The following is a 26,222-nucleotide window of genomic DNA, read 5'->3' as shown; positions in this document are numbered from 1 at the left end:
CTTTAAAAAAAAGAAAAAGGATGCCGTTTCCATCTGGGCTAGGGTTTTAGTATACAACTATGAGTTTAGTTTTTAATACATTTGTAATCAAAAACTTGCAATTTAAAATCTTCTTCCTTTCCATTCGTATTTTCCAAATAACGAATACAAAGCCACACTTGTACTAAAAAAAGGATAGAACAAACTGCTTAAAATCAAATAGCGCATTTTACTGTTATTCAAAAAATAATTAGTTTTGTATATCAAAATGGTATCAACAGAGAACTTTAAAACACATACTAAAAAGAAGTTTTGAAAAGTATTTAAGCCTAAGGACCAAGAAACAAGAACCAAGAGCCAACTCAAATTCCCAGCAAAAACAATTAATCCCAAAGCTTTCCCAAAACTACTTTGATACGAACTTGTTTTTGAAGCCCAACGTACTCTTTGCTGAAATAAAGAGTTCCAATTATCCAGCGGTTTTGTATGAACAATGGTGTTTTCCGACTTCAAATAATGTACTTTTTCAGGAAATTGTGCTATCGCTTTTTGCAACAAGAAAACATCATCTCCACTAGCGATTGAATCATTTCCTTGAAAGCCATTTAGTTTTTGAAAAAAAGATTTGGTATAAGCAAAATTAGCGCCATTGCACATAAATCCTTTCTTAATGCCAAAACTACCGATGGTCGCACCCTGTAAACTTGCTAAATCCAATTGCTGAAAATGATGCAAAAATGAATTACCGCAATCATACGTTACTGCGCCGGCAATCATGGCAACATCATGAAGTTGAATGTGATTGTCTAAGGTTAATAACCAGTGTTTATCAACTACACAATCGGCATCGGTGGTGATAATCCAATCCGTATTAACAATTTGCATCGCAGTTACAATCGCAGCTTTTTTGGGTGAATTAGTAACCCGAATGTTATTTATGACCGAAACTTTAAACTTTAAACTTGGAATTTTAAACGATTCCTCAGATTCATCATCGACTAAAATCACTTTAAACAATTCTGTTGGATAATCTAATTGTGATATACTGTTCAATAAAATAGGTAAATTTTCGGCTTCATTCCGAAAAGGAACAACAATCGAGAATTTTGTTTTTGGCTTTAAGCCAGTAAAATTAATTGTATTTACTTTGGTAAAGCCATAAATTAAAAGTCCAATTAAAATGGAATAAATAGCAAGAATCATAAATAAAATAACTGTAATCATAAGTACTTTATAAAGTGGCTTCTCTCTCTCCATCGAAGACGGATGGGATGAGAATTTGAAAATTTAGTACATAATAGCTACCAATTATAGCGGGTAAAACTACATTTAAAAACCACATCAACGTAGAAATAAAAATTACAATCCACTCATTTACTCCAAGGATTCCAAAGAAATAAACGGCAACACTTCCTTTTACGGCAAAGTCTAAAAATTGAAAAGTAGGTATGGAGGATGCAATAAAATAAACGCTAGTTATTGCCGACATTACTAATAGATAGGGCAAATCAACATCAAAAACGAGGAACAAAAAATAGTATTGATGTGAAAAAACCAAATAGCGACAAACTCCTAGACAGCTATTTTTTTGATGGATTTGTTTTGGAATTTCATTGATTTTATGAAGTAGTTTTTCAATAGAATAGCCTTTGATTTTTACTTTTTTTACCGAAAATAAAACAATAAAAGCAAGCGTCAGAATTGCAAAGAGGATTGTAACTGTTTTCGTCATAATTACTTGGAATTGCGTGTTAAAATACAACAAACCAACGATCCCAATGAAAACGGTTAAAATCATTTGGATTTCGTTGCAAATTAAGTTTAGGAAAATTACTTTTTTAGTTTCTGATTTATCAAAAAAAAGTGCTTTTCCGGCATATTCGCCTATGCCATTTGGAGTAAAAATCCCTGCTGTTTGTGCTGCAAGAACTTGTTTTGTAGCTTCAGCTGCAGTAATAGGTTTAACAATAGATGCTAAGTTTTGCCATTTTAAAATTTCAAAAAAGCGATTTAAAACACTCAAAAACAAAATAAACGCGATGGGGCCAATAGATTGATTTTTTTGGAATAAAACAATGAATTTCTGCCAATCGAGTTTGTCGTTATTGGCCAATTGATTGTAAATAAAATAAAACGCACCGCCCACAATCAAAACTTTGATTAGAAGTACGAGGAATTGCTTAGTTTTGTGTGGAATTGGAATCATTACTGCAAAATAACAAATTAAAATTGGCAAACGAACGCATCATATTAGGAATTGACCCAGGAACGACGATTATGGGTTTTGGATTGATAAAAATTGTCAACAAAAAAATGGAGTTTTTGCAATTGAACGAATTGCAATTGTCCAAATACGATAATCATTATCAAAAGCTGAAAATCATTTTCGAACGTACGATTGAGTTAATCGATACACACAATCCAGATGAAATCGCAATTGAAGCGCCTTTTTTTGGTAAAAATGTGCAATCGATGTTAAAGTTAGGACGCGCACAAGGTGTAGCAATGGCAGCAGGCCTTTCGAGAGATATTCCCATAACCGAGTACGAACCCAAGAAAATAAAAATGGCTATTACCGGAAACGGAAATGCCAGTAAGGAACAAGTCGCTAAGATGCTACAACAACTTTTAGGGCTGAAGGAATTACCTAAGAACCTGGATAGTACTGATGGTTTGGCAGCTGCTGTTTGTCACTTTTTCAATTCTGGAAAGGTCGTTGGAACGAAAAGCTATACCGGTTGGGATGCTTTTGTCAAACAAAATGAAGAACGAGTAAAAAAATAATTTTCAGTCGCAGTTTTCAGTCTCAGCAACTGGAAACTACGACTGCGACTGAATACTAATAAATGAGCGGAATCTACATACATATACCTTTTTGCAAGCAAGCGTGTCATTACTGTGACTTTCATTTTTCGACTTCGATGAATAAGAAAGAAGAGATGGTTTTGGCTTTGGCTAAAGAAATCCAAATGCGCAAAAGCGAATTTGAGCTTCTCGAGGGCGCTCGAAGTGACACCCAAATTGAAACTATTTATTTTGGAGGCGGAACACCCTCTGTTTTGCAGATTTCTGATTTGAAACTTCTGATTGATACGATTTATAAAAATTATACTGTTGCTCCAAATCCCGAAATCACACTTGAAGCCAATCCTGATGATTTGACTACTTTGTCAGTAGGAGCGCAGTCGAGAACAATTTTTGAAGAGTATCGTTCTATCGGAATCAATCGACTTTCCATCGGGATTCAATCGTTTTTTGAAGACGATTTGAAGTTGATGAATCGCGCGCATAATTCAGAGGAAGCCCAAAAATGTTTAGAAGAAGCCACCAAATATTTTGATAATATTTCGCTTGATTTGATCTATGGCGTTCCGGGGATGAGCAATGAAAAATGGAAGCAGAATATCGAAAAGGCCCTTTCTGTTGGGGTGCCACACATTTCGAGTTATGCTTTAACGGTTGAGCCCAAAACAGCAATGAATAAAATGATTCAAACCGGAAAAATGGAAGCGCCCAAAGACGAAGTGGCTCAGGAACATTTTATGATATTGGTTGAGATGCTTGAATCGAAAGGGTTTATTCACTATGAGTTATCAAATTTTGGAAAAGAGAATTATTTTTCAAAAAACAATTCGGCTTATTGGTTGGGAAAAAAATACATGGGCATTGGCCCTTCGGCGCACAGTTATGACGGTGTTTCTAGAAGCTGGAATATTGCGAATAATTCCCTTTATTTAAAATCCATTCAAGAGGATAAATTACCAAACGAAATGGAAACGCTATCAAAAGCGGACCGTTATAACGAATATATTATGACCGGATTACGAACGATTTGGGGCGTTTCTTTGGATAGAATCAAAACTGAATTTGGGAGTGAGTATTTGGAATATTTGAATAAACAGACTCAGAAATTCCTTGATGATGATTTAGTTTTTGTCGAAAACAATATTTTGAAACCAACAGTAAAAGGAAAGTTTTTGACGGATGGAATTGCATCAGACTTATTTTACTTAAATTTGGAATAGTAACGTAACCGCAAAGGTCGCAAAGTTTTACGCAAAGTTGAAAGGAATTTTGTGTAGTCGCGTCTGAGTAGCATAAAAAAACAACTTGTGTTAGCAACAGTTCAACATAACAATCAAACAATTAAAGTCGATCTATCAAAACCCATTGATATTTCGATTCCGTTAACAAATACCGATGACAATCCAATTGCTTGGTACATTGATAAACCAGTTATTGAACCCGTGGTTTTTGGAGATTGGATAGGGAAAGTTTCGGAAGGGAAATCATCCACTAATTTCAATAACATTTTCTTCAATCCTCACGGACATGGAACTCACACGGAATGTTTGGGGCATATTACACGAGAATTTTACAGCATTAATCAATCGTTGAAACAGTTTTTCTTTTTGGCTGAATTGATTTCGGTTGTGCCGGAATTGCAAGGAGAGGATTTGGTGATTACTTTGGATAGTATTTCGACTACGCTCGATGTGGCACTGAAATTAGGTGTTCCAAAAGAAGCTCTAATCATTAGAACGCTTCCTAATTTTAATATAAAAAAATCATTAAAATATTCGAATACCAATCCGCCATATTTGGAGGAAGATGCTGCGCGTTTCATTCGCGAAAGCGGGATCCAACACTTGCTAATTGATCTTCCAAGCGTAGATAAAGAAAAGGACGAAGGAAAACTTTTGGCACACAAAGCTTTTTGGAATGTGACTGACGTGAATACTTTAAATTCGGATGCCCGAGTAGAGGCGACGATTACCGAAATGATTTACGTGCCAGATGCTATTCCAGACGGGAGTTATTTGTTGAACCTGCAAATTGCTTCTTTCGAAAATGATGCAAGTCCGAGCAAACCAGTTTTGTTCTCCATGCTAAATATCTAATTTGGATCTAATGAATTTAGAAAGCTATTACGAATATTGTCTTGCAAAAAAAGGAGTCACAGCGCATTTTCCTTTTGATGAAGATACTTTAGTTTTTAAAGTGGGCGGCAAGATGTTTGCATTGACATCCTTAAGTCAGTGGGAAAAAGGAAAACCCTCTGTTAATTTAAAATGTGATCCAGAGCGTGCTGAGGAATTACGTGCTGATTATGATGCGATTCAGCCTGGCTTTCACATGAGTAAAACCCATTGGAACACTATAGCTATAAATGAGTCAGTTTCGGATGCTTTGGTCAAAGAGTTGATCAACCATTCCTATGATTTGGTTTTCAAAAGTTTAACAAATAAATTGCAAAACGAAATTCTAGAATCAGAAAATTAGGTATTACTTTTGCGAGGGAATTTAGATATAAATAATAAACAGGTACTGAAATAAATTCAGCATAAAAATGAAAGAACAATTTAAGAAGTTTTTAAACGAAGAACAAGATCCAAAAGCCATTGAAAAAATAGCTTCAAAATTGAGTGATTTATTGATGAAGAATGAGGAAATAGGATATATCGCTGTTCAAAAAAAACCAGCGATTACTGTTTTGCCAGATAGTATTGTGATGACGAATAAAAGAATTATTATTTGTCAGCCTAAAAATCTGGGACTTTCCATGAATTTTATTGATTACACTTGGGATGAGATTGAAGGCACTTTTGTAAAAGAAAATATTTTAGGTTCCGAGTTTTCATTTACAACTCGAACTAATATGGAGGTTTCGATTGATTATATTCCAAAAATTCAAGCGAGAAAGATTTTTACTTATGCTAAAGAACAATTGGATCTACTAAAAAATGGTGCCGTTTTTAATGCATCAACATTTGATGAAGATCCAATGGTTGTGGTACAAGAAGAGGAAATTATTGAAGAAATGGAGACGGAAGAAGTGACTAGCTTTGCTGAAATAATGACCATTACACCTCCACCTTTTAATTTGAAATCCGAGGAGTTCAATGCACCTGCTGATCTTCAAAAAGAAAATGGTTTGCACAACTTGTCGCAGGATGCACTTTTTGAAAAACTACAGAATTATAAAAAATTACTAGACAACGGTTTGATTTTGCAAGGAGAGTACGATGCTTTCAAAAAAGAAATTTTGAGCTATATGTAATTAGTCTTAAAGTCGAAAGTCCTAAAGTCAAAAGTAATACGTTATCTTTTGACTTTAGGACTTTCGACTTTCTAACATTAAGACTAAAGTGTTCTTTTCTGCTTTTCTACAAAATTATTAGATTGTAATTCTATTAAATCAGAAGCGTTTTTGCGTTGTAAATCATACAAATGTTTGTCGTCTACTAGGTCTCCGTAGATTTTATCGTGCATGGTTGCACTAGTTTTAACCAACAAAGTACGTTGGTATTTGTCTTGTTCAATTGTTGCTTTTAATGCTGTTTCCAGATCTTCTAATTTATAATCGTATTCGCCTTTTGGAGATAAAAGTTTAGCAATAATAGGAGACGTTTCAATGGCTAGAAACAAGAGCATGATAAAAAAAGAAGGCAGCCAAGGTAACTTATCCAAGGCATTGATTCGAGCCATTAAACCGTCAAAACTATCTATTATAGGTTGGCTTTCGGTAACTTTTTTATCTAAATCAGTTTGCAGTGTCTGAGAATTTTTTTCTATGGTGATAATCTTAGCTAGGTTGGCTTTTTTGATCGAATCCAATTGGGCAGAAGCCAAATTATGTTTGGCAATTTTTTCTTTAAAAACGGGGCCTTTGCCTAACTTTTTGGTGCCAGCTGTTCCTTCAGCTTCAGTGATGTACGTTTCATAGAGCGTATTGACTTCTTTCTCCTTGTTTGTGATTTCTGATTTCAAATTGTCGATTTCTGTTTTATTTTTATCTAAATCCGATTTGAAATAAGTAGCTACTTCCTTTTTGTTACTCAAAGCCATGGCGTTTTTCTCCTTTAGTAAAACGGTATTAATCTCTTTCTCGAAGATTTTAATTTCCAATGGTTTTGAAATTACAATAGCGATAATTACTGCCAAAATAATTCGGGGAGTTGCCTGTAGAAATTCACTTCCAAAGCGATCTCTTTTTCGAATGGTGGATACAATAAAACGATCTAAATTAAAAATAAGTAAACTCCAGACTAATCCAAAGAGTAATGCGGGAAACACATTGTCAAACACAGTGAACAGCGCATAAGAACTGGCAATAAAAGCCATTACGGCGGTAAAGAAAACGGTAGCTCCAATGCCTATATATTTAGTTTGTTCGCCTTCGGAACAGCCTTCAATTAAGTCTTTATCAGCTCCGGAACAAAGGATGAAAAATTGTTTTAACATGATTGATGATTTTTGATTGCTTCGCCGGTTTGCTATTCCAGCTCGGGTGATTGATTGATTCAAATTTAACGCCAAAAAATGAATCTTGGTATAAATAGTTGATTTGTTTTTGATTACTGTTTTGTACAGACAAAAAAAGAGCCGTTCTTTACGAACGGCTCTATAGTTTATAGATTAGTAGTGGCTTACGCTTTTGGAGCTCCCGCCATAATTTCGTCATTTGCAAATTCTTCAAATTTGGCGAAATTAGCTTTAAATTTCTGTGCTAATTCAATGGCTTTTTTGTCGTACAACTCAGGATCTTCCCAAGTATTTCTAGGATTTAATATTTCACTAGGTACATTGGGACAGGTTTGTGGTTTGGCTATTCCAAAAACTTTATGATTCTCATACCCCACTTCGTCTAAGTCTCCATTGAGAGCGGCTGTAATCATAGCACGCGTGTACTTTAATTTCATTCTACTCCCTATTCCGTAAGGACCTCCAGTCCATCCAGTATTTATTAGCCAAACTTTTACGTTAGCATCTTTGATTTTTTTACTTAACATCTCAGCATATTTAGTGGGATGTAAAGGCATAAAAGGGGCGCCAAAACAAGCAGAAAAGTTAGGTTGAGGCTCGGTAATTCCTGCTTCGGTTCCTGCTACTTTAGCTGTATATCCAGAAATAAAGTGGTAAGCAGCCTGTCCAGGAGTTAGTTTAGAAATTGGAGGCAAAATACCAAAAGAATCGGCTGTTAGGAAAAAGATATTTTTTGGATTTTTCCCAATAGATCCTGGTTGGATATTGTCGATGTGGAATATTGGATAACTTACCCTAGTGTTTTCTGTTATAGAAACATCTTCAAAATCAACTTCTTTGGTGTCTGCATTGACAATTACATTTTCTAAAAGCGACCCTTTTTTTATTGCTCTGAAAATATCTGGTTCATTTTCTTCCGAAAGATTGATCACTTTTGCATAACATCCTCCCTCAAAATTAAAGATAGTATTTTCATTCGTCCATCCATGTTCATCATCACCTATTAGTTTACGGTTAGGGTCTGCAGATAAGGTAGTTTTTCCAGTTCCTGATAATCCAAAGAAAATTGCAGTATCTTCATTTTCCCCTACGTTTGCGCTGCAATGCATTGGCATTGTATTTCTAAAAACAGGCATTATAAAGTTCAAAGCAGAAAAAATTCCTTTTTTTATTTCTCCAGTGTAGCCAGTGCCACCAATAAGGACTATTTTTCTAGTAAAATTTAAAATCGCAAAGTTGCTTTGACGTGTTTCATCTAATTCAGGGTCTGCGAAGAAACCTGGCGCAGATATTAAAGTCCATTCTGGCGTAAAATCAGCTAATTCTTGTACTTCAGGTCTTAAAAACATGTTGTAACAAAATAAATTAGACCATGCGTTTTCAGTAACAGCTCTAATATTTAATCTGTAATTGGGATCTGCACATGCATAAGCATCTCTAACGAAAACTTCTTTGTTTGATAAATAAGCAGTCACTTTGTTATACAAGGCATCAAAGGCCTCTGGCGCAAAAGGGATGTTTACATTTCCCCACCAAACTTTGTCGTCGGTAATGCTGTCTTTTACAATGAAACGATCCTTTGGAGAGCGTCCTGTGTATTCCCCTGTGTTTACCGCTAATGATTCTGATGAAACCTCTATTCCTTGACCTGATTGTATTGTAATGTCGTGTAATTCTTCAGGGGATAACTGGTAATGAATTTTTGCATTTTCAATTCCTAATTCTTTTAACGAAATCGATTGCGTGAAAAGTGTGTTATTGTCCATAAATGTGTTGTTGTGTGGTTTCTTTTTATAGACTGCAAAAGTAGAAATTAATTTTCAGTTAGCGTTTCATTCTGCTAGTTTTATGATTTTTTATTTAATATGCGCAGTAATAAAATGCCCCAAGCCACAATTAGCAGGAGTCCACCAATGGGAGTTACGAATCCAATAATTTTAAAATCAAAAGCAGTAAGGTCATTTGTGGCTAATAAATAAATAGAACCGGAGAATAAAAGAACACCAAATACGACCAATAAGTAGATTGTTTTTTTAGTTTTTAGGGAGAGGTCTTGCGTTAGACCAATAAATAATAAAAAAATGGCATGATACATTTGGTAGCGTACACCGGTTTCAAAAGTGGCTAATTGTTCAATTGTCAGTACTTTTTTTAGGGCATGCGCGCCAAAAGCACCCAGAATTATAGCAATCATTCCTAAAATTGCTCCTGTTGAAAGTATCTTTTTGTCCATGAGATTAGTGATTTTATTACAAAAGTATTTCATACCACCTCAATTTAAAAGTAATTTGACCGATACTTTTAATTTGCATGGTAGAATCGCGAAAGTTTCCCTTTTCGATTTTAATTTTCTAAATTATCTAGTGCTAGTTTGTTATAAATTAAACATTTTTGTATGTTTGTGTTATAAATGTATAAAAATGAGAACAATTTTAATCATTGGGGCAGGAAGATCCGCATCCTCTTTAATTCAGTATCTTTTAAGTAAATCTGAAAAAGAGAATCTGCATCTTGTTATTGGTGATTTGTCATTGGAATTGGCCCAAAAAAAGACAAACAATCACTCCAATGCTACTGCAATTGCTTTGGATATTTTTGATGAAAATCAAAGAAAAGCGGCGATTGAGAATGCCAATATTGTGATCTCAATGTTACCAGCTTATTTGCATATTCAGGTGGCCAAAGATTGTATTATTTATAAAAAACATTTGGTTACCGCCTCATACGTGAGTGATGCGATGCAGGAATTAGATGCTGCCGCAAAGGAAAATAATCTTATTTTCATGAATGAAATTGGACTTGATCCAGGCATTGACCACATGAGTGCCATGAAAGTGATTGATGAGATTAAGGAAAAAGGCGGTGAGATGATTTTATTTGAATCCTTTTGTGGCGGGCTTGTAGCGCCAGAGTCCGATACGAATCTTTGGAATTACAAATTTACTTGGGCACCACGCAATGTAGTTCTTGCGGGTCAAGGTGGCGCTGCCAAGTTTATTCAGGAAGGAACATATAAATACATTCCGTATTGTAATTTGTTTCGCAGAACTGAGTTTTTGCAAGTGGAAGGATATGGTCGATTCGAAGGCTATTCGAATCGGGATTCATTGAAATACCGCAGTGTGTATGGTTTAGATAATGTGCTTACGTTATACAGAGGAACGATTAGAAGAGTGGGTTTCTCGAAAGCTTGGAATATGTTTGTGCAATTAGGAATGACGGATGACAGTTACGTTATGGAGGATTCGGAGAATATGAGTTACAGAGAATTTGTGAATTCTTTCCTGCCATATCATCCCACGGATTCAGTAGAAATTAAAACCCGTTTGATTCTAAAAATTGATCAGGACGATATCATGTGGGACAAATTATTGGAACTCGATTTGTTCAACCCAAACAAAAAAGTAGGTTTGAAAAACGCGACTCCGGCACAAATTCTGGAAAAAATATTGACTGACAGCTGGACGCTTCAGCAAGATGATAAAGATATGATTGTCATGTATCACAAATTTGGATACAAAATACATGGCAAAAAAGAACAAATAGATTCCAAAATGGTTTGCATTGGTGACGATCAAACCTATACAGCCATGGCAAAAACAGTGGGTTTACCCGTTGCAATGGCGACCTTATTAATTTTGAATGGTAAAATCACGACTCCGGGAGTGCAATTGCCCATTCGTAAGGAAGTTTATGAGCCTATTTTGAAAGAATTAGAGGAATACGGTGTTGTTTTCAAGGAACAATCCATGCCGTATTTAGGATACAATCCGGATAAAGAGTTTAGTTAGTAGTTTTTTTTAGATTTTTAGTTTGATAAATCCGCTCCTCTTGAAGCGGATTTGTTTTTTTAAATTCTTTATGCTGAGCGTAGCCGAAGTATGGGCGTGACCCTGCAAATTGCTTCGTCGTTCCTCCTGGCAACTTCGGGTCGGGCTGTTCGCTGCAATCTTTATGTTTTTAAAGAAAAAACATAAAGGATTTTCGCTGCCATCCCTCACGCAACGCATTGCAATGACGAATCGTTTTTACTAAATTGGAAGAAAATTTTAGTATATTTGGAAAGTGCGAAACGAAACAGACTTTTACCAATCTATCTTGATTTAGGTGTATGCGAAAGTCTGTAGCGCATATATAATAGTTGGTGACAATAAAAATGAAAAAAGAATTCAAAATAGCGACATTAATTTTTATTGGATTTTTATCCTTCTTATGGATTGAAAAACCACTAAGAGAACTATTATCATCTTTTCAAATTGATGACCTTACTGCTAAAAACAGTTCAGGTTTAGTAGTTCGAGTAATATTAATATTTGTAGCTTATTTTTTAATTAAAAAGTTAAAATTTGAAAAATTTACTGGCTTGGATTCTCTAGGTAAGTTTACAAATATCCAAGCCTTATTCATCCCTCTAATGTTTATTTTAATGGGATTATTCACTAACTGGAAAATTTATTATAATTCTGAATTTCATACACTTCTTTTATTTGGGTTGTCAGTATTAGCAGTTGGTGTTGTAGAAGAATTTATTTTTAGAGGAGCAATTTTTCCATTATGTATAAAGGCTCTTAAAAACTCTCAACGTCCAATTCTTATTGGAGCAATACTATCAAGTTCTTTGTTCGGAATTGTTCATTTCGTTAACTTATTTGGTCAGCCAGCCAACTTAATAGGTATCACCTCACAAGTTTTTTTTGCTTTATCTATTGGAGTTTTTTTTAGCGGACTAATGGTTCGAACCGAAAATATTGTTATTCCAGCTTTTATTCACGCTTTAGTAAATTTTAGCTTTGGCTCTGGAGAACTAAAGACCGTTACAGCAGAAATATCTGCAGTAAAGGAAGGTATGGGTGTTGATTGGAGTACAGGAATACCGACCACAATCTTTTTTGCATTTATTATGGCTGGAGGAGTGTATATGATTTTAAACTGCAATGAAAATAATATTATGCAAAAATTAGAAATAGAATGAATACTGTCACCAACAGCTAGAGTTACTTGCGCAGCGAACAATGAAACTCCGGTTGAACTGAACAGATTGCAGGTCCGTTAATACTAAGGAGTTTTCGTATAAAGTTTAGCCAGAGTATGAAGAGGATTTAATGTCCTCTTTTTTTGAGAACTGTTTTTTGGTGTGACCCTGCAAATTGCTTCGTCGTTACTCCTCACAACTTCGGGTCGGGCTGTTCGCTGCAATCTTTATGTTTTTAAAGAAAAAACATAAAGGATTTTCGCTGCCATCCCTCACGCAACGCCTCTACTGACGAGACGTTTTTTTTATTAAATTGTAGGAAAATTTTAGTATATTTGGAAAACGCAAAGCGAAACAGACCTTCGCCAATCTACCCGATTGTGGTGTATATGCGAAGGTTTGTTTCGTCTATATACTAGTTACTGGCTAGTTATGCCGAAATTACGCAGGTAATTTCGATTTGGAAAAAACATTTGTTTCCGCAAAAATGTTTACAAAACAGAAGCGTGAAATTGGAACTTGCCTGTAGAAACTTGAAAAGTTGAAACCTGAAAGCAGAAGCGTGAAAATTGGAATTTGAAAAGCAGAAACGTGAAAGTCGGAATCTGCAAGCAGAAACTTAAAAAGCCTAAACTTGAAATTTTTTGCGCAGAAATTATAAATCGAAAAGTAAATAATTGAAATAAAACGTTGAAAATTATGAGCAGAAAAGCAGAAATGTGAAAGTTGGATTCTGCCAGCTGAAGCGTGAAAAATTGCGGTTTAATTGTAATTTCGACAAAATAACCAGCCAGTAACACACGCTACAAGCAATTTGGGGATTAGGCTTAATTTAAATATGGTTTTGTATTTGGATGATTTGGCAAATCCGAAGAATAGGCTTAATTTAGTCCCAAACTGCTTGTAGCGCGGGGACGTTGTCATACAGTTTAGAGAACCAAAACAGAAAACCCTACCAAATATGATAGGGTTTAATGCTCAAAGTTTTTAAGAAGAACAGGAAGCTTATTTCCTGTTTCAGTCCAGCGACTGTACAAAAGCTAAAGAAAATTATGTGGAAACTCGAAAAGATTTCCAAGTGGGTTGATTTATTAACTTCCTTGGTGAAACTGATTAAAGTGGTCGCATCGCTTTGGTGTAAGTGTTAAGACACATTAAAATCTGTATTTAAATAAAATCAAATCGTATTCTAAAGCCAAGTCGTAGACTGCTGAGAGGGATTAACCTCCCTCTCAATCTTAAAACTCTGAAAATAGTAACCAAAAGCCGAAAGGTAAATAACCAAATTATGGAAGAATTAAAAGACGAAATCAGAAGACTACGAGAAGAAATTCAATCATTACGTGGCGAAATCGACGAAATAAAAGGCGATAATGCAGAAAACAATACTCTTTTAAAAAGAATATGGTCTGCGGTAAATAGAAATTAACTGATTTTAGTATGTTCTACAGCCTTACGTACACAATGAAGTAACTCTTGTGCTTCTTTTACTGTTAATCCAATTAGCATTACTTCTACTTTAGAAGCAATTTCTTGTTGTGCTTTACTTAAATACACATACGAGTAATCTGGGTTTCCTGGAATTTGCATTTGTTTTTGTTTTAGTACGGTTTCGAAGAACCGATGATTAGTAATTTAATTTTTAACCTTTAATAACATTATGAGAATATTCACTAAAGATGAAGCCGAATCGGTAACTAAATACTATTCAGAAATCCTGATTGGAAAACCTATTATGCCTCCAGGAAACTCTAATCCTTACCCAATTTCATCATTAAAAACAACAAAGGCTGAAGAAGGATATTTAGTAAAATGCTTATCAAAATACATGAATAAAACTATGTCAAAAGATTTAGAAATAGTTATTTCAGAACTTAATATTCTTCCCTTGGATAAATTTCTATCAAACTTAGATTAACATCTAAAGAAAGTCCATATTCTTCGTTATTAAGAATTTGAATAGCGTTTGGGTATTTATCCATTAAAGCTGTAACCTTGTCGAAATGAAAAATTAATTCATCTAAAATATCTTGTGTAGTTTGCATTGTGCGGAAGTGTTAATCGATTACGAATCCAAAATGGAGAGAAAACCGACATGACAACAGTGGTTTTGCGATAGCGTGGGTTTAGTGGAATTACCGTTTCGCATCATAACTCTGCAAAGCAGAAAATTAAAATTTACGAAGTCCACGCCATCAGCAAAACCACGAGACGTTATGTGACATATTAAAAAAAATCGCAGATACAATGACAACAAGAGATTTTCAAACTGAATTTGATAATTTAATAAAAGAAATTATAAATCCAACTTTAAAAAATTTAGGGTTTAAGAAAAATGCTCGGAATTATAAAAAGAGTGTCAATGACATTGTACAAGTATTTAACATTCAAAAAAGCCAATGGAATTCAGCAGACGAAATTACATTTACTTTTAATATTGGTTTTTTTAATTCTGAAATATTTTTTGAAACACAATCTAGGTCGTTACCAAACTATCCAAAAGAATATGATTGTTTTTTAAATGTTGGATTTGCAAAATGGTATAAAATGAATAAAAGTATATCATACGAAAGTTTAAAGAATGAAATTCAAAGTGAAATAGAGACAAATGCAGTTGAAATTTTTACGGATTATGAATCACTAAAATCATTAAGTGGCTTAATTAAAAAAAAGAATATCACAGAAAACACAATGGGAATTTTAAATATGTTTACATTTTTGATGAAAACAAATAATGCTGAAGATGGAATAAAATTGTTGAAAAAACATTACATAGAAACATTAAAACCAAAACAAAGTACTACAACTTTTAATTATCCTAATGGACAAAGTAAAACATACGAATCGACACCAAAAATAAATGAAGAAGCAATTAACCGTTTAAGAAGTATTGCGAAGCTTTACCAAATTAATATAGAATGAAATACGTCACATAACAGCTGTTTTGAGCTAGCTGGAATTTAGTGGAATTTCCGTTTCGCATCACGTTTTCGTTAAGCCGAAAACTGAGCGTTTACGAACTTCCAGCCATCTCAAAGCAGCAAAACGTTGGGCATAATACCAAATAAATAATAAATGAAACAAATTTTAACATTTTTAACTCTAGGAATTTTACTTTTTTCTTGTTCTCGTGATGAAGAAGAAATTGATAAATATCAAAATAATGCTTATTTAGTAAGTAAAATGAGTCGGGGTTTTAGGCCAGGAGATCCCACTGAATTATACACTTATTTTGAATATGATAACAGTAAACGACTTGTTAAAAAAACAGGAGAGTTTATGCCATTAACCTACTCTGGTCCATTACGTTTTTTCTCTGAAAACTATACTTCATTATTATACGATAATAATAGAGTTACTGTAGAAAGCTTCTCAAGCACAAATTTATTTGTAGTCCCTTACAATTCAATATACTTTACGCTAAATAACTCAATGCAAATTGAGAAAAAAGAAATCCCCGCTATAACCAATAACCATTTTTCTAAAACACTTCTTTACAATTATTCCAACAATAAACTCGTGCAGATAAAAACTACTCTTCCAGATATGGCTTATGGCGCTACAGGTCCAAATGAATATTTAAGTTATATAGAAAATTTTTATTATAATTCTAATGGTAATTTAACAAGAACGGAATATTTTAGGCAAGAATACGGGATAAATAAAGGTGAAAAAATTGTTCGAATATTTGAAAATTATGATAACTCTATAAATCCATGGAAAAGATTATATTTATCAGATGAGTATTTCTATCGTTCAATCTCAAAAAATAATTACCGAAAACACACCGAAATGTATTACGATAATGATATGTTAATGTCAACAAATGATATAAGTTGGATATTTTTGTATGATTCAAATGGCGATATTTTGGTGAATTAATTATTGAGAAAGTACTATGACTAACAGCTTTGAACTTATTGGAATTTACCGGAATTCCCGTTTCGCATCACGTTTTCGTTAAGCCGAAAACTGAAAGGTTACGCATTTTCAGCCATCTTAAAGTGGTATAAAGTTGTCTACTATATTGCCCAAAAAAAACTAAAAAAGAAAAATGAATTTTAAAAATAAGATTGTCCTAATCACAGGAGCAAATTCAGGAATTGGAAATGCACTAGCAGAGAAACTAATTGCTGAAAAATATTATGTAATTGGAACTTCCAGAAATGGGAAAATTGAGAATATTAAATCTAAAAACTTATTTGTTGTAGCATTAGATGTGACAAATCAAAAGTCAATTGAAAATGCGAACAAATTAATTAGAAATAAATTCAACGGGATTGATATTTTAGTTAACAATGCTGGAATTGGGCCCGATTTAGATAAAACGGAGCCAGATTTAGAAAGTTTGAGAGCAACTTTTGAAACGAATGTTTTTGGACTTGTGAATTTTACCGAAACTGTTTTAGATTTAGTAAATCAAAACGGAAAAATTTTAAATATTTCTTCTATCATGGCAACGCTGAATAGAACAGCAAAAATCGATTCAACTGCTTACAGAATGTCTAAAGCTGCATTAAATATGTACACTAAAACTTTATCTGCAAGATTGAAAGATAGAAATATTGATGTGAATTCAATTCATCCAGGTTGGGTAAATACAAAATTATCAACTAAAGGTGCACCATTATCAACTGAATTTTCTGCAAACGGAATATTTAAACTAATAGAAACCGAAATGAAAACAGGAACCTTTTGGAATGCTGAATTGCAAGAAGAAATGCTGTGGTAAACAAGCACTTCCCACAAAAGCTAGAGTTTCTTTACTTGCGCAGCACGAACAATGAGACTCCGGTTGAACTGAACCGATTGCAAGTCCGTTAACACTAGGGAGTTTTCGTAAAAAGTTCAGCCAAAACACGAAGAGGATTTAGTGTCCTCTTTTTTTGAGAACTGTTTTTTTGGCGTGACCCTGCAAATTGCTTCGTCGTTCCTCCTAGCAACTTCGGGTCGGGCTGTTCGCTGCAATCTTTATGTTTTTAAAGAAAAAACATAAAGGATTTTCGCTGCCATCCCTCACGCAACGCATTCTAATAACGCGCCGTTTATTTTACTAAATTGTAAGAAAATTTTAATATATTTGAAAAGCATAAAGCGAAACAGACTTTTGTCAATATACTTAGTTTTATGGGTACGTATGAAGGTTTGTTTTGGTTGTATACTACTTATGCACAATATTCAAACACATAAATATGAATACAGAATTATTTTACGACACAATAGAAAGTAGACTACGAAATGATAATTTTTCCGAGTCAACTATTAAGCTATATGTTTCTGGAATAAAACGTTTTACAATATTTACAAAAAAAAATGATGTTAATGAAATTGACAATAATGATCTTGCTAAATTTTCTAAATCATTATTCAAAAACAAATCATTAAAAAATGGAACGTTACGCCCAATAAAATATGGTATTAATTATGGCTTTAATACTATTCTGAACAAAAATTTAGACGTGAATTTAATACCAATTCCTAAATCAATTTCAATACCAAAAGAATATTTTACTAAACAAGAGATTGCACATTTTTTTCAATCTATATCAAACAAAAAGCATAAAGCAATTTTTGAAATCATGTACGCTTTAGGTATAGACACAAGTGAAGTCATTAATCTACGAATAACAGATTTGAACAGTAAAAAAAGAACTGTTACCATAAGAGATAACACCACAAAAATAAAAAGAGTAGCATTTTTACCTGCATCAATTTTAGAAAACTTGAGAGATTATTATAAAATATACAAACCTACGCTATACTTATTTGAAGGACAAAATGAAGGAAGTCAACTATCAGACAGAACAATACAACATACTTTTAGAATTAGTGTAGAAAAGAATAACTTCAATAAAGTTTTAACAACTCGTTCAATAAAAAATTCACACATTAAGCATTTAACTGAAGACGGAATTCCTTTAAATAATATTTTAGAAGAGTTAAACATAAAAAGCACTGAAACATTAAAATTATTTAATGACGTATGTTTTCCAACTAAAAAATATAACTCAAGTCCATTTGATACTCTACAAATGGAACAGAAAAATAATTCTGATTTTTTAGACACAACAGATTTAGAATATATACTTTCTAAAGTAACGGATGAAGAAGAGCGAGATTATTTAAAAGAGGGTTTGCGATGTTTCAAAGCTAATGCTTTACGTGCAGGAGTCATTTTTCTATGGACAGCTTCCGTTTATAAAATTCAAAAAATGTGTTTAACACAATCTTTAGGTTTCATAAATACCGAATTAAAGAAAATATACCCTAAAGCAAAAGAAATTAAAGTAATTGATGATTTTGGTTATATAAAAGATGAGTATTTATTAGAACTTGCTTGTAAATTAAAATTATTAGACAAAACAAAAAAAGAAGAACTTAAAAATACTTGTTTAGATTTAAGGAATAAATGTGGACATCCAGGAAAATACAAGCCGAAAGGCCAAAAAATCAAAGCATTTGTAGAAGATATAATTGGAATGTTGTATTAAAGTGTTTTGCATAGTAGCAGTTTTGCGATACTGCGAATTTTCTGTTAAATACACGTTTGCTTTTCGCAAGAAATATTATCTGTAACGGTAAGTAATCGGTTACTAAGTTTGCTACCACGCAAATCGCCAAGACGTTAATTTAATAAATCCGCTTCAAAAGTAGAAGCGGATTTCTTTTTTTACAATTACGATTTTCCAGATTGGATAGTTATTGGTAAGCTATACATTACTCTAACAGGAACGCCGTTCATTTTACCGGGAATCCATTTTGGGCATATTTTCAAAACACGGATGGCTTCTTCACCGGTTCCAAAACCAATATCTCGTATGTTTTTTATGTCGCTTAAACTGCCGTCTTTTTCTATGATAAAGGTGATGTATACTTTTCCTTTTAAGTTAGGTTGTTCTGGTGTTTTAAAATTATTGCCGACAAATTTGTAAAATTCCATTATTCCTCCCGGAAAATCTGGTTTTTCGGTTATTCCAGCAGTATTATAGACTTCATTTTCACCTTTTTGGACAAACTGATTTTTAGAATCATACGTATCAATTTCAATCACTTCAGGAGCTCCTTTACTTAATGTTGCCAGAAGTTCCTCGTTTGTAGGTAATTCTTTTTGCTTGGATAGGATAGAAGGTATCGCTCTCTTTTCTACAGGAGTTAGTTCATTGTATTTTTTTTCGCTGGCAATCTTTCCTTTTTCATCTTTGATCTTAAAAGTAGTTTTGTCGTAATACGTTTTAAATAAATTTCCTGGTTTCGCAGGAGTAGTTTCTTTTTTTACATTGGTTTCTTGCGCAACGACTTTCGTACACAGTAAAAACAATAAGGCAGTTACTACAGGAATTAGCATTGCTTTTTTTAATAAAGCTTCTGTTTTTGATGTGGTTTTTGTCATCATAATTAATCGTTTTTTAGTTATTAAATAATTCAAATTACTGGCCAAGTAAAAAGTTTGGTTCTCGTTTGCTTTCGATAGTAATAAAGATTGGTAGAACGGAACATTGTTATAGGAGGTCACTACTTTCTCGTCAGCAAGAAATTCGTGGTTGAGTTGTATGGCTTTTTTGTAAAAAATAAAAATAGGGTTGAACCAAAAAACGGTTTTCAATAGTTCGATGAATAAAATATCCAACGTGTGTTTTTGGGTTACATGCGTGAGTTCGTGCGTGTACAATTCAGCTTCAATTTCACGATTGTTGTACTCCGTTTCGTTGATGAAAATAGTATTCAGGAAAGTGTGAGGCAGCGTTTTTTCTGGAACCAAAATCAGTTTAGCATTCTTATAATCAATTGGTGTATTCGACTTCATTTTAGACGAAATCTTGATGATATTACTGAAAAAACGTACCGCCAAAACGAGTGTTACTACAGCATACAAACTCCATAATCCTATTGCCAGATAGTTTGTTTCCTCCATGATTACAGCGCTTCCTTGCAGTATTCGGATAGTTCCCGGATTGACTGTAGGTTGTGCTATTTCCTGAATCACTTCAATAGTTATGAATGGAATCACCATTGAAAAAACAAGGCTGAATAGCAAGTAAAACCTATTGAAAACGTGTATTTTTTCTTTTTCCAAAAACAAATAATACACTGCCAGTAGCACAAATAAAGTAATTGTCGATTTGATTAGAAAGTCGCTCATTTTTTCTTTTTTAGAATTTCACTGTCTATTATTTTCTTGAGTTCTTCCAGTTCCGTTTGCGATAAATTGGTTTCTTTGGTAAAGAAAGAGGCGAATTGTGATGCCGAATTGTTGAAAAAATTACTAATCAATCCGTTGACGTGTTTCGAGAAATAATCCGTTTTTTTGACCAAAGGATAATATTCCCGTGAGTTCCCAAATTCAGTGTAGGCTACAAATTGCTTGTCGATCATTCTTTTCAATAATGTAGCAATGGTTGTGGTTGCGGGTTTTGGTTTTGGATAGGCTTCAAGCAAGTCTTTCATGAAGCCTTTCTCGAGTTTCCAAAGGTGTTCCATTACTTGTTCTTCGGCGTTCGTGAGTTGTTGCATGTTTTATTTTTTATTTGGTGTAAATTTCTTGAATGGGTATTCCTTTTTCATAGATTTTTGTTCCTAGTAAAACGCCTTCGGAGTCATAAAATGTCCATTCTCCTGTGGGCAGCCATTCTATTTTTGAATTTACAATGGCTTTATGTGAAATACCTATTTGTTGAATTTTACCAGTATTGTGATATTTGATGACGTGGCAACTGTTTTTTTTATACTTTTCTTTTGAAAGTAATTTATCGCTGAGGAATTCTTTCCAAATTCCTGTTTTATCTCCTTTTTTGTATCTTCCTGTTGCAATGGATTCGGTGTTCATGAATTTTTCCGTCTGAATCCATTTTCCTGTTTTTAATCCGTTTTTGGTTTGATTAATTTTGCAGCTAGTGAGATTTATACACAAAAGAATGATGATGATTGAATACTGGTTTTGAATTTTCATTTCTACAGATTAAAACATTGCTCTACAAATGTAGAATAAAAATTGAAATAAACAAGTTTTTATAAAAAATATAGTGTCATTCAGTGGCTTGCGTTAGTGATTCTAGTGAAATTCCTTTTTTTTGGTTTCAAATAGCTTACGGGATTGTGCACTATCTGCCTGTTTTGGTTTAATTTTAAAAGATTATAACCGCAGATTCGCAGATTTTAAAATAGATACCAATGGGATAATTTTCGAATTTGCGTTAAGGATGGAAGTGGAAATCCTTTTTATTTTTTTATTTCAAAAAATAAAAAGATTGAGAACGGACAGCCTGACCCACTATTTTCAGCGGGGAACGCCCAAAAAAAATCCGCCCTATTAGAGCGGATTTAGTATTTAAGGAAAGGAATTTATTTTGACAACTCCACGAAATATTTGTAAAACAACGGAATGGTTTCAATCCCTTTTAAGTAATTGAATATTCCGAAGTGTTCGTTTGGTGAGTGAATAGCATCGCTATCCAATCCAAATCCCATAAGAATCGTTTTTGATTTTAACTCTTTTTCGAATAACGCCACGATTGGAATACTTCCTCCAGAACGCACTGGAATGGCGGGAACGCCAAAGGTTTCCGTATACGCCATGTTTGCGGCTTTGTAGCCAATGCTGTCTATTGGGGTTACGTAACCTTGTCCGCCATGGTGTGGTTTTACAAGTACAGTTACGCCAGCAGGAGCGATGCTGGTGAAGTGCTTGGTAAACAATTCAGTGATTTGTTCCCAATCTTGATTTGGAACCAAACGCATCGAGATTTTAGCGAAAGCCTTACTCGCAATAACGGTTTTAGCACCTTCTCCGGTGTAACCACCCCAGATTCCGTTGACATCCAATGTAGGACGAATGGAGTTTCTTTCGTTTGTTACGTAGCCTTTTTCTCCATAAACGTCATTAAGGTCCAATGCTTTTTTATAATTTTCAAGATTGAAAGGCGCTTTGGCCATTTCAGCTCTTTCATCTAAGGATAATTCTTCGACATTATCATAGAAACCAGGAATGGTAATGTGGTTGTTTTCATCATGAAGCGAGGCAATCATTTTAGCCAACACATTGATTGGATTGGCAACGGCTCCTCCGTATAATCCAGAATGCAAGTCGCGGTTTGGTCCCGTAACTTCAACTTCTACATAGCTTAAGCCACGTAAACCAGTGGTGATAGACGGTTGTTGATTCGAAATCATTCCGGTATCTGAAATTAAAATCACATCGTTTTTTAGTTTTTCCTGATTGCGTTCTACGAACCAGCTCAAGCTTTTGGATCCAATTTCTTCTTCACCTTCAATCATGAATTTCACGTTGCAAGGCAGAGTGTTGGATTGAATCATGTATTCTAATGCTTTGACATGCATGTACATTTGGCCTTTGTCATCGCAAGAACCTCTTGCAAAAATGGCGCCTTCGGGATGAATTTCGGTTTTCTTTATTACGGGTTCAAAAGGGGGAGAAGTCCATAATTCGATTGGGTCAGCCGGTTGTACGTCATAATGTCCGTAAACCAAAACGGTAGGTAAGGAGGGATCAATAATTTTCTCGCCATAAACGATTGGGTTGCCTGGAGTATCACAAATTTCGACAAAATCACAGCCCGCTTTCTCTAAACTGGCCTTTACGGCATCAGCAGTATTGATGATATCTTTCGAGAATGCAGGATCTGCGCTCACGGATGGGATTTTTAATAATTCGATTAACTCGTTGATAAAGCGATCTTTGTGTTCTTGAACGTATGCTTTAATATTTTCCATTATTTGAATTTTATTTATATCTCAAAAGTACGAAAAACTGAGTGAATAATTTTTGAAGAAATTCCTTTGAACTTAAGAAGTAATGCTTATATTTGCACTCAGAATTTCGCGGATATGGTGAAATTGGTAGACATGCCAGACTTAGGATCTGGTGCCGCAAGGCGTGTAGGTTCGAGTCCTATTATCCGCACTTTAAAAATCCCTATAACGTTTATAATCAACGTTTTAGGGATTTTTTGTTTCTTTTTTTGCCGAAATAATGCCGGGAATATTATTTTTTATTTTTTACTTTTGAAAAACAAAGTTTTATTAAATGAATCATCATTTCTTCTTGTTCTTGTGTTTTAAAGAGTTTCTTTAATACTTTTTCAGTTTTCAATTTTAACTTATCCACGATTAAATTATTCAATCTTTGAAGTTCATAATCCGAAAGATGAATGGCAATATTAAATACGTCTTCTGCTTTCATTTCTTCTATTTTTAAATGTGACTCTAAGATTTAACTCAAAGGATTTTTAAAAATATATCCATCTGCCAGTTGGTTTAGTTCTTCTTTTGTCGTCACTTTTGATGAAGTTATCCATTTAACAATATCAGATTTTTTAAAAAATAATCGTTTTGTAATTTTAAAATTAGAGATAATGCGTTTATTCATAAACCACAGATTTACAAAGACCGGTAAAAATTGCAGTTTGATCAAGATTCATAAATTCTTTATTGTCAACAGAAATAATGTTTATTTTTTCAATTGAATCCAGCAATTAATAAAGTAGTTTTTTTAAAAAAATGTAATTCTTTTTTCATTTCTTCTTCTTTCTCGAGTTTGATTTCACTTGTATTAAGTTTGGAACTAGTTGTTGAAATCATTAGTTGCTTTATTTTTGCTTGATCAATATCAATATAAACAAATGAAGCATCATATCCTGAATAGCAGTCAATTGAATTGATTAGCGAACCTTTTTTGTAAGGCTTGACTATTTTAGTTTCATTGTCCCAAAGTCCCTTTTTTGTAAATATAGTATAACCTAACTCTTCAAATTCGTCCAGAATATCTTTGCTGGATAAATTAAATCCAAAATTTTGAATAAATACTTTGTCCAATGTTCTTTGAACATACCCAATTTCATTTGTCGTATATTTTCTGTTGTTACCTCTTTTTGGAAGAAAGTGAGTTATAAACTTTTTTAAAATTAATTTTTGATTGTCACTCAATTTGCTCATTTTTCTCAATTTTTTGCTTTAAAAGTCTAATGTTATTCTACGCTCTATACTTCTTAAAATTCTCTGCCTGTTCAAAAATCTCTTTGTAAACTTCATCTCGATCAACCGGCGGATACCCATTATCAGCCAATAAAATAATTAAGCCTACTTTTAATTCAGCTTTGATATCATCACGTTTACTCCAGTCGGTGTATTTAGCTTTGTCGTCTACGACCTCTTTTACTTTTTGAGCAAGTATAATGAGTTTGTCTTCAGGATATACAAAATCATATTTAATTGCCAAGGCTTTTAAAATATCGTAAAATGCTTTTTCTTCAATGTCAATTCCTAAATCTTTGAAAGAGTCTTTCTCTTTTTTTAAGGCAAAATACAAATCAATAATCTCATCGGTGAAATCTTCCAATACGATACTGTTTAATACATCGCTTTCTTTTCTTTCGTTGTATTTGTCAACAATAAATTGAAGTCGCTTTGTGAAATCGATCCCCATTATTTTATTGATTTTCTGAACGTCTTCAATGGCTTTTGCTAACAGTTTTTGCAGTAATTTAATTTTGGTGTTCGGGAGTTTAATTTTGTCCAATTTGGCTAAATAATCCTCCGAAAATATATCAACTTCTTTCTCACCTGTTTCTCCCAACTTAAAGATTTCTTCTATTCCTTCACTCTCAATTGCTTCCTGAATCATATTCCGAACCTTATTATTCATTTGGGCAGTATCAGGAGCAACTCCTTTGGTTAGTTTGAATACAATGGATCTGACAGCGAGGAAGAAATGAATCTCATCTCTAACAGCGTGGGTAAAAGCATCGCTTCCGGAACAAATGTCATAGGCGGCTTTTAAACGTTTTACGATATACATAAAACGCTTTTCTATTTCTTGTGTTATTTGTGCAAATTCAGCACCTTTATTCAAAGTATTGAGTTGTTCGAGCGGTGTGCCGTTAAAATACCTACTATTGTCAAATTTATGAAATAGTTTGTGTAATAAATCTAATTGGTCTTTTACTACTACAATAGATTGCTCGATGTCTTCAAAAACATCAGAATCCTTTTTGTTATAATGGGCTAAAGCCAAGTTCATCTGTTTTTTGATGCCGATATAATCCACGATCAAACCTTTATTTTTTTCTCCGAATTTACGGTTAACCCGTGAAATGGTTTGGATTAGATTGTGTCGTTGTATTGGTTTATCAATATACATAGTGTCTAAAAACGGAACATCAAAACCAGTTAGCCACATATCAACAACAATAGCTATTTTAAAATTAGATTTTTCGTTTTTAAATTGACGGTCCATTTCTTTTCGATCCTCTTTTGTACCCAATAAATAATACATGTCTTCAGGATCATCTTTTCCTCGAGTCATGACCATTTTCATGCGCTCCATCGGTTTGATCTCTTTTCTCTCTTTATCCGTCAGGATTACACCATCATCAGCTACTTTTATTTCTCCCCATTCTGGTCTTAGTTCTAAAACGTTTTTATATAACGCATAAGCAATGGGTCTGCTGCTGCAAACAAACATGGCTTTTGCTTTTATTGTAGCTCCTTCGGCAATTCGATTCTCGTAATGTGTTACAAAATCCTCAGCCAAATCCTGTAATCGTTTTGGATCTCCGATGATCGCATTCATTTGCGCCATCACTTTTTTACTTTCTTCTATTTGATGTTCATTACTGCCTTCTTCTGCACAGCGATTATAATACTCTTCAATTTCTTGAAGTTTACGGTTATTCAATAAAACTTTGGCAGCACGTCCTTCATAAACAATGCGTACCGTGATTTCATCTGCTACCGATTCGGTCATGGTATAAGCATCAACAACTTCTCCAAATACATCAATAGTGGCATCAATGGGTGTTCCGGTGAAACCTACATAAGTTGCATTGGTGGAAAAACCGGTCAAATTGACCACCCAATTCCAGTGCAAATTGACCACCAGTTCCAGAGTAAACTGACCACCCTATTCCAGTTCAAAATGACCACCTAATTTTGGGGTAAAATTGAGCATTAAAAACTACTTACTTTTTCATGTTGTTAGCACCATACATTC

At 33.8% G+C, this 26,222-nt stretch carries 26 protein-coding genes, 1 tRNA gene and 1 pseudogene; 14 read left to right on the top strand and 14 right to left on the bottom strand.

All coding sequences use genetic code 11. The features are described from left to right. Window positions 1-102: 102 nt before the first annotated feature. Both BLS90_RS04685 and BLS90_RS04680 read right to left on the bottom strand, forming a co-directional pair. Window positions 103-1,203 carry a glycosyltransferase family 2 protein gene (locus BLS90_RS04685; protein WP_394331022.1) on the bottom strand — a complete coding sequence of 367 codons (1,101 nt, stop codon included), beginning with the start codon at window positions 1,201-1,203 and terminating at the stop codon, window positions 103-105. Window positions 1,204-1,210: 7 nt separating this feature from the next. Beyond that, window positions 1,211-2,185, bottom strand: a complete 975-nt coding sequence (locus BLS90_RS04680; RefSeq protein ID WP_091255812.1) for a lysylphosphatidylglycerol synthase transmembrane domain-containing protein — start codon at window positions 2,183-2,185, stop codon at window positions 1,211-1,213. Window positions 2,186-2,208: 23 nt separating this feature from the next. On the opposite strand from BLS90_RS04680, the gene ruvC reads away from it, so the two are divergent. The 5 genes from ruvC (at window position 2,209) to BLS90_RS04655 (ending at window position 6,040) form a co-directional block, all read left to right on the top strand. After that, window positions 2,209-2,763, top strand: coding sequence for a crossover junction endodeoxyribonuclease RuvC (ruvC, locus tag BLS90_RS04675; protein WP_091255810.1), 555 nt, complete (start codon window positions 2,209-2,211; stop codon window positions 2,761-2,763). Between the two features lie 62 nt (window positions 2,764-2,825). Continuing rightward, window positions 2,826-4,004: a radical SAM family heme chaperone HemW gene (gene hemW / locus BLS90_RS04670; RefSeq protein WP_091255808.1), complete on the top strand. Its 1,179-nt coding sequence runs from the start codon at window positions 2,826-2,828 to the stop codon at window positions 4,002-4,004. An 87-nt stretch (window positions 4,005-4,091) separates the two neighbouring features. Next, window positions 4,092-4,880: a cyclase family protein gene (locus BLS90_RS04665; protein ID WP_091255806.1), complete on the top strand. Its 789-nt coding sequence runs from the start codon at window positions 4,092-4,094 to the stop codon at window positions 4,878-4,880. Window positions 4,881-4,890: 10 nt separating this feature from the next. After that, window positions 4,891-5,262: an MmcQ/YjbR family DNA-binding protein gene (locus tag BLS90_RS04660; RefSeq protein WP_091255804.1), complete on the top strand. Its 372-nt coding sequence runs from the start codon at window positions 4,891-4,893 to the stop codon at window positions 5,260-5,262. A 67-nt stretch (window positions 5,263-5,329) separates the two neighbouring features. Then, on the top strand, window positions 5,330-6,040 hold the full coding sequence (locus BLS90_RS04655; protein ID WP_091255802.1) for a PH domain-containing protein: 711 nt from the start codon (window positions 5,330-5,332) through the stop codon (window positions 6,038-6,040). An 83-nt stretch (window positions 6,041-6,123) separates the two neighbouring features. Here the strand turns inward: BLS90_RS04655 and BLS90_RS04650 are convergent, their stop codons facing one another. The 3 genes from BLS90_RS04650 to BLS90_RS04640 all read right to left on the bottom strand — a co-directional run bounded on the left by BLS90_RS04650 (window position 6,124) and on the right by BLS90_RS04640 (window position 9,478). Then, a complete protein-coding gene (locus tag BLS90_RS04650; protein ID WP_091256075.1) occupies window positions 6,124-7,224 on the bottom strand; it encodes a DUF4407 domain-containing protein in 1,101 nt (366 codons plus the stop codon). A gap of 185 nt (window positions 7,225-7,409) precedes the next feature. Continuing rightward, window positions 7,410-9,011 (bottom strand): phosphoenolpyruvate carboxykinase (ATP), encoded by a 1,602-nt coding sequence (pckA, locus tag BLS90_RS04645; protein ID WP_091255800.1) that lies wholly within the window; start codon window positions 9,009-9,011, stop codon window positions 7,410-7,412. A gap of 80 nt (window positions 9,012-9,091) precedes the next feature. Beyond that, window positions 9,092-9,478, bottom strand: a complete 387-nt coding sequence (locus BLS90_RS04640) for a DUF423 domain-containing protein (protein ID WP_091255798.1) — start codon at window positions 9,476-9,478, stop codon at window positions 9,092-9,094. A gap of 187 nt (window positions 9,479-9,665) precedes the next feature. On the opposite strand from BLS90_RS04640, the gene BLS90_RS04635 reads away from it, so the two are divergent. From BLS90_RS04635 to BLS90_RS16785, 3 genes are all read left to right on the top strand, one after another. Continuing rightward, the gene (locus BLS90_RS04635) at window positions 9,666-11,036 is read left to right on the top strand and encodes a saccharopine dehydrogenase family protein (RefSeq protein ID WP_091255795.1); all 1,371 of its coding nucleotides are present in this window, start codon (window positions 9,666-9,668) and stop codon (window positions 11,034-11,036) included. A 365-nt stretch (window positions 11,037-11,401) separates the two neighbouring features. Further along, window positions 11,402-12,217 carry a CPBP family intramembrane glutamic endopeptidase gene (locus tag BLS90_RS04630; protein ID WP_091255794.1) on the top strand — a complete coding sequence of 272 codons (816 nt, stop codon included), beginning with the start codon at window positions 11,402-11,404 and terminating at the stop codon, window positions 12,215-12,217. A 1,288-nt stretch (window positions 12,218-13,505) separates the two neighbouring features. Then, the gene (locus tag BLS90_RS16785) at window positions 13,506-13,646 is read left to right on the top strand and encodes a hypothetical protein (protein ID WP_175455434.1); all 141 of its coding nucleotides are present in this window, start codon (window positions 13,506-13,508) and stop codon (window positions 13,644-13,646) included. On the opposite strand, the gene BLS90_RS16780 is transcribed toward BLS90_RS16785, so the two are convergent. Then, window positions 13,643-13,807 (bottom strand): hypothetical protein, encoded by a 165-nt coding sequence (locus BLS90_RS16780; RefSeq protein ID WP_175455433.1) that lies wholly within the window; start codon window positions 13,805-13,807, stop codon window positions 13,643-13,645. The two genes, BLS90_RS16785 and BLS90_RS16780, sit on opposite strands and share 4 nt — an antisense overlap. A gap of 70 nt (window positions 13,808-13,877) precedes the next feature. On the opposite strand from BLS90_RS16780, the gene BLS90_RS04620 reads away from it, so the two are divergent. From BLS90_RS04620 to BLS90_RS04600, 5 genes are all read left to right on the top strand, one after another. Then, window positions 13,878-14,135: a hypothetical protein gene (locus BLS90_RS04620; protein WP_091255789.1), complete on the top strand. Its 258-nt coding sequence runs from the start codon at window positions 13,878-13,880 to the stop codon at window positions 14,133-14,135. A 329-nt stretch (window positions 14,136-14,464) separates the two neighbouring features. Next, a complete protein-coding gene (locus BLS90_RS04615) occupies window positions 14,465-15,139 on the top strand; it encodes a DUF4304 domain-containing protein (protein WP_091255787.1) in 675 nt (224 codons plus the stop codon). 153 nt (window positions 15,140-15,292) lie between these two features. Then, window positions 15,293-16,099, top strand: a complete 807-nt coding sequence (locus BLS90_RS04610; protein WP_091255785.1) for a hypothetical protein — start codon at window positions 15,293-15,295, stop codon at window positions 16,097-16,099. Between the two features lie 172 nt (window positions 16,100-16,271). Then, on the top strand, window positions 16,272-16,949 hold the full coding sequence (locus tag BLS90_RS04605) for an SDR family NAD(P)-dependent oxidoreductase (RefSeq protein WP_091255783.1): 678 nt from the start codon (window positions 16,272-16,274) through the stop codon (window positions 16,947-16,949). 460 nt (window positions 16,950-17,409) lie between these two features. Continuing rightward, complete coding sequence (locus tag BLS90_RS04600; protein ID WP_091255781.1) at window positions 17,410-18,708, top strand: tyrosine-type recombinase/integrase; 1,299 nt, start codon at window positions 17,410-17,412, stop codon at window positions 18,706-18,708. A 185-nt stretch (window positions 18,709-18,893) separates the two neighbouring features. Here the strand turns inward: BLS90_RS04600 and BLS90_RS04595 are convergent, their stop codons facing one another. From BLS90_RS04595 to BLS90_RS04575, 4 genes are all read right to left on the bottom strand, one after another. Further along, entirely contained in the window at window positions 18,894-20,357 is a 1,464-nt protein-coding gene (locus BLS90_RS04595; RefSeq protein WP_091255779.1) for a M56 family metallopeptidase, read from the bottom strand. Continuing rightward, window positions 20,354-20,728, bottom strand: coding sequence for a BlaI/MecI/CopY family transcriptional regulator (locus BLS90_RS04590; RefSeq protein WP_091255776.1), 375 nt, complete (start codon window positions 20,726-20,728; stop codon window positions 20,354-20,356). Before BLS90_RS04590 ends, BLS90_RS04595 begins: the two co-directional genes overlap by 4 nt. Window positions 20,729-20,738: 10 nt before the next feature. Further along, a complete protein-coding gene (locus BLS90_RS04585) occupies window positions 20,739-21,164 on the bottom strand; it encodes a toxin-antitoxin system YwqK family antitoxin (RefSeq protein ID WP_091255774.1) in 426 nt (141 codons plus the stop codon). A 392-nt stretch (window positions 21,165-21,556) separates the two neighbouring features. Further along, entirely contained in the window at window positions 21,557-22,945 is a 1,389-nt protein-coding gene (locus BLS90_RS04575; RefSeq protein ID WP_091255769.1) for a dipeptidase, read from the bottom strand. A gap of 108 nt (window positions 22,946-23,053) precedes the next feature. Between BLS90_RS04575 and BLS90_RS04570 the strand changes: the two genes are divergently transcribed. Beyond that, a tRNA-Leu gene (locus BLS90_RS04570) sits at window positions 23,054-23,135 on the top strand. A gap of 81 nt (window positions 23,136-23,216) precedes the next feature. Here the strand turns inward: BLS90_RS04570 and BLS90_RS04565 are convergent. The 4 genes and pseudogenes from BLS90_RS04565 to BLS90_RS04555 all read right to left on the bottom strand — a co-directional run. Further along, entirely contained in the window at window positions 23,217-23,414 is a 198-nt protein-coding gene (locus BLS90_RS04565) for a hypothetical protein (protein ID WP_091255767.1), read from the bottom strand. Window positions 23,415-23,444: 30 nt separating this feature from the next. Then, window positions 23,445-23,600, bottom strand: coding sequence for a hypothetical protein (locus tag BLS90_RS16775; protein WP_175455432.1), 156 nt, complete (start codon window positions 23,598-23,600; stop codon window positions 23,445-23,447). A gap of 89 nt (window positions 23,601-23,689) precedes the next feature. Further along, the gene (locus BLS90_RS04560) at window positions 23,690-24,166 is read right to left on the bottom strand and encodes a hypothetical protein (RefSeq protein WP_091255765.1); all 477 of its coding nucleotides are present in this window, start codon (window positions 24,164-24,166) and stop codon (window positions 23,690-23,692) included. Between the two features lie 37 nt (window positions 24,167-24,203). After that, window positions 24,204-26,057 (bottom strand): annotated as a pseudogene (locus BLS90_RS04555) (type I restriction enzyme endonuclease domain-containing protein); the annotation flags it as partial. Window positions 26,058-26,222: the final 165 nt, after the last annotated feature.

Origin of the sequence: Flavobacterium omnivorum (genome assembly GCF_900099915.1) — a bacterium.
In the GTDB taxonomy this organism is placed as follows: Bacteria; Bacteroidota; Bacteroidia; order Flavobacteriales; family Flavobacteriaceae; genus Flavobacterium; species Flavobacterium omnivorum.
The sequence above is the reverse complement of the archived record's forward strand: the minus strand, read 5'-3'. Positions and strand labels throughout refer to the sequence as shown.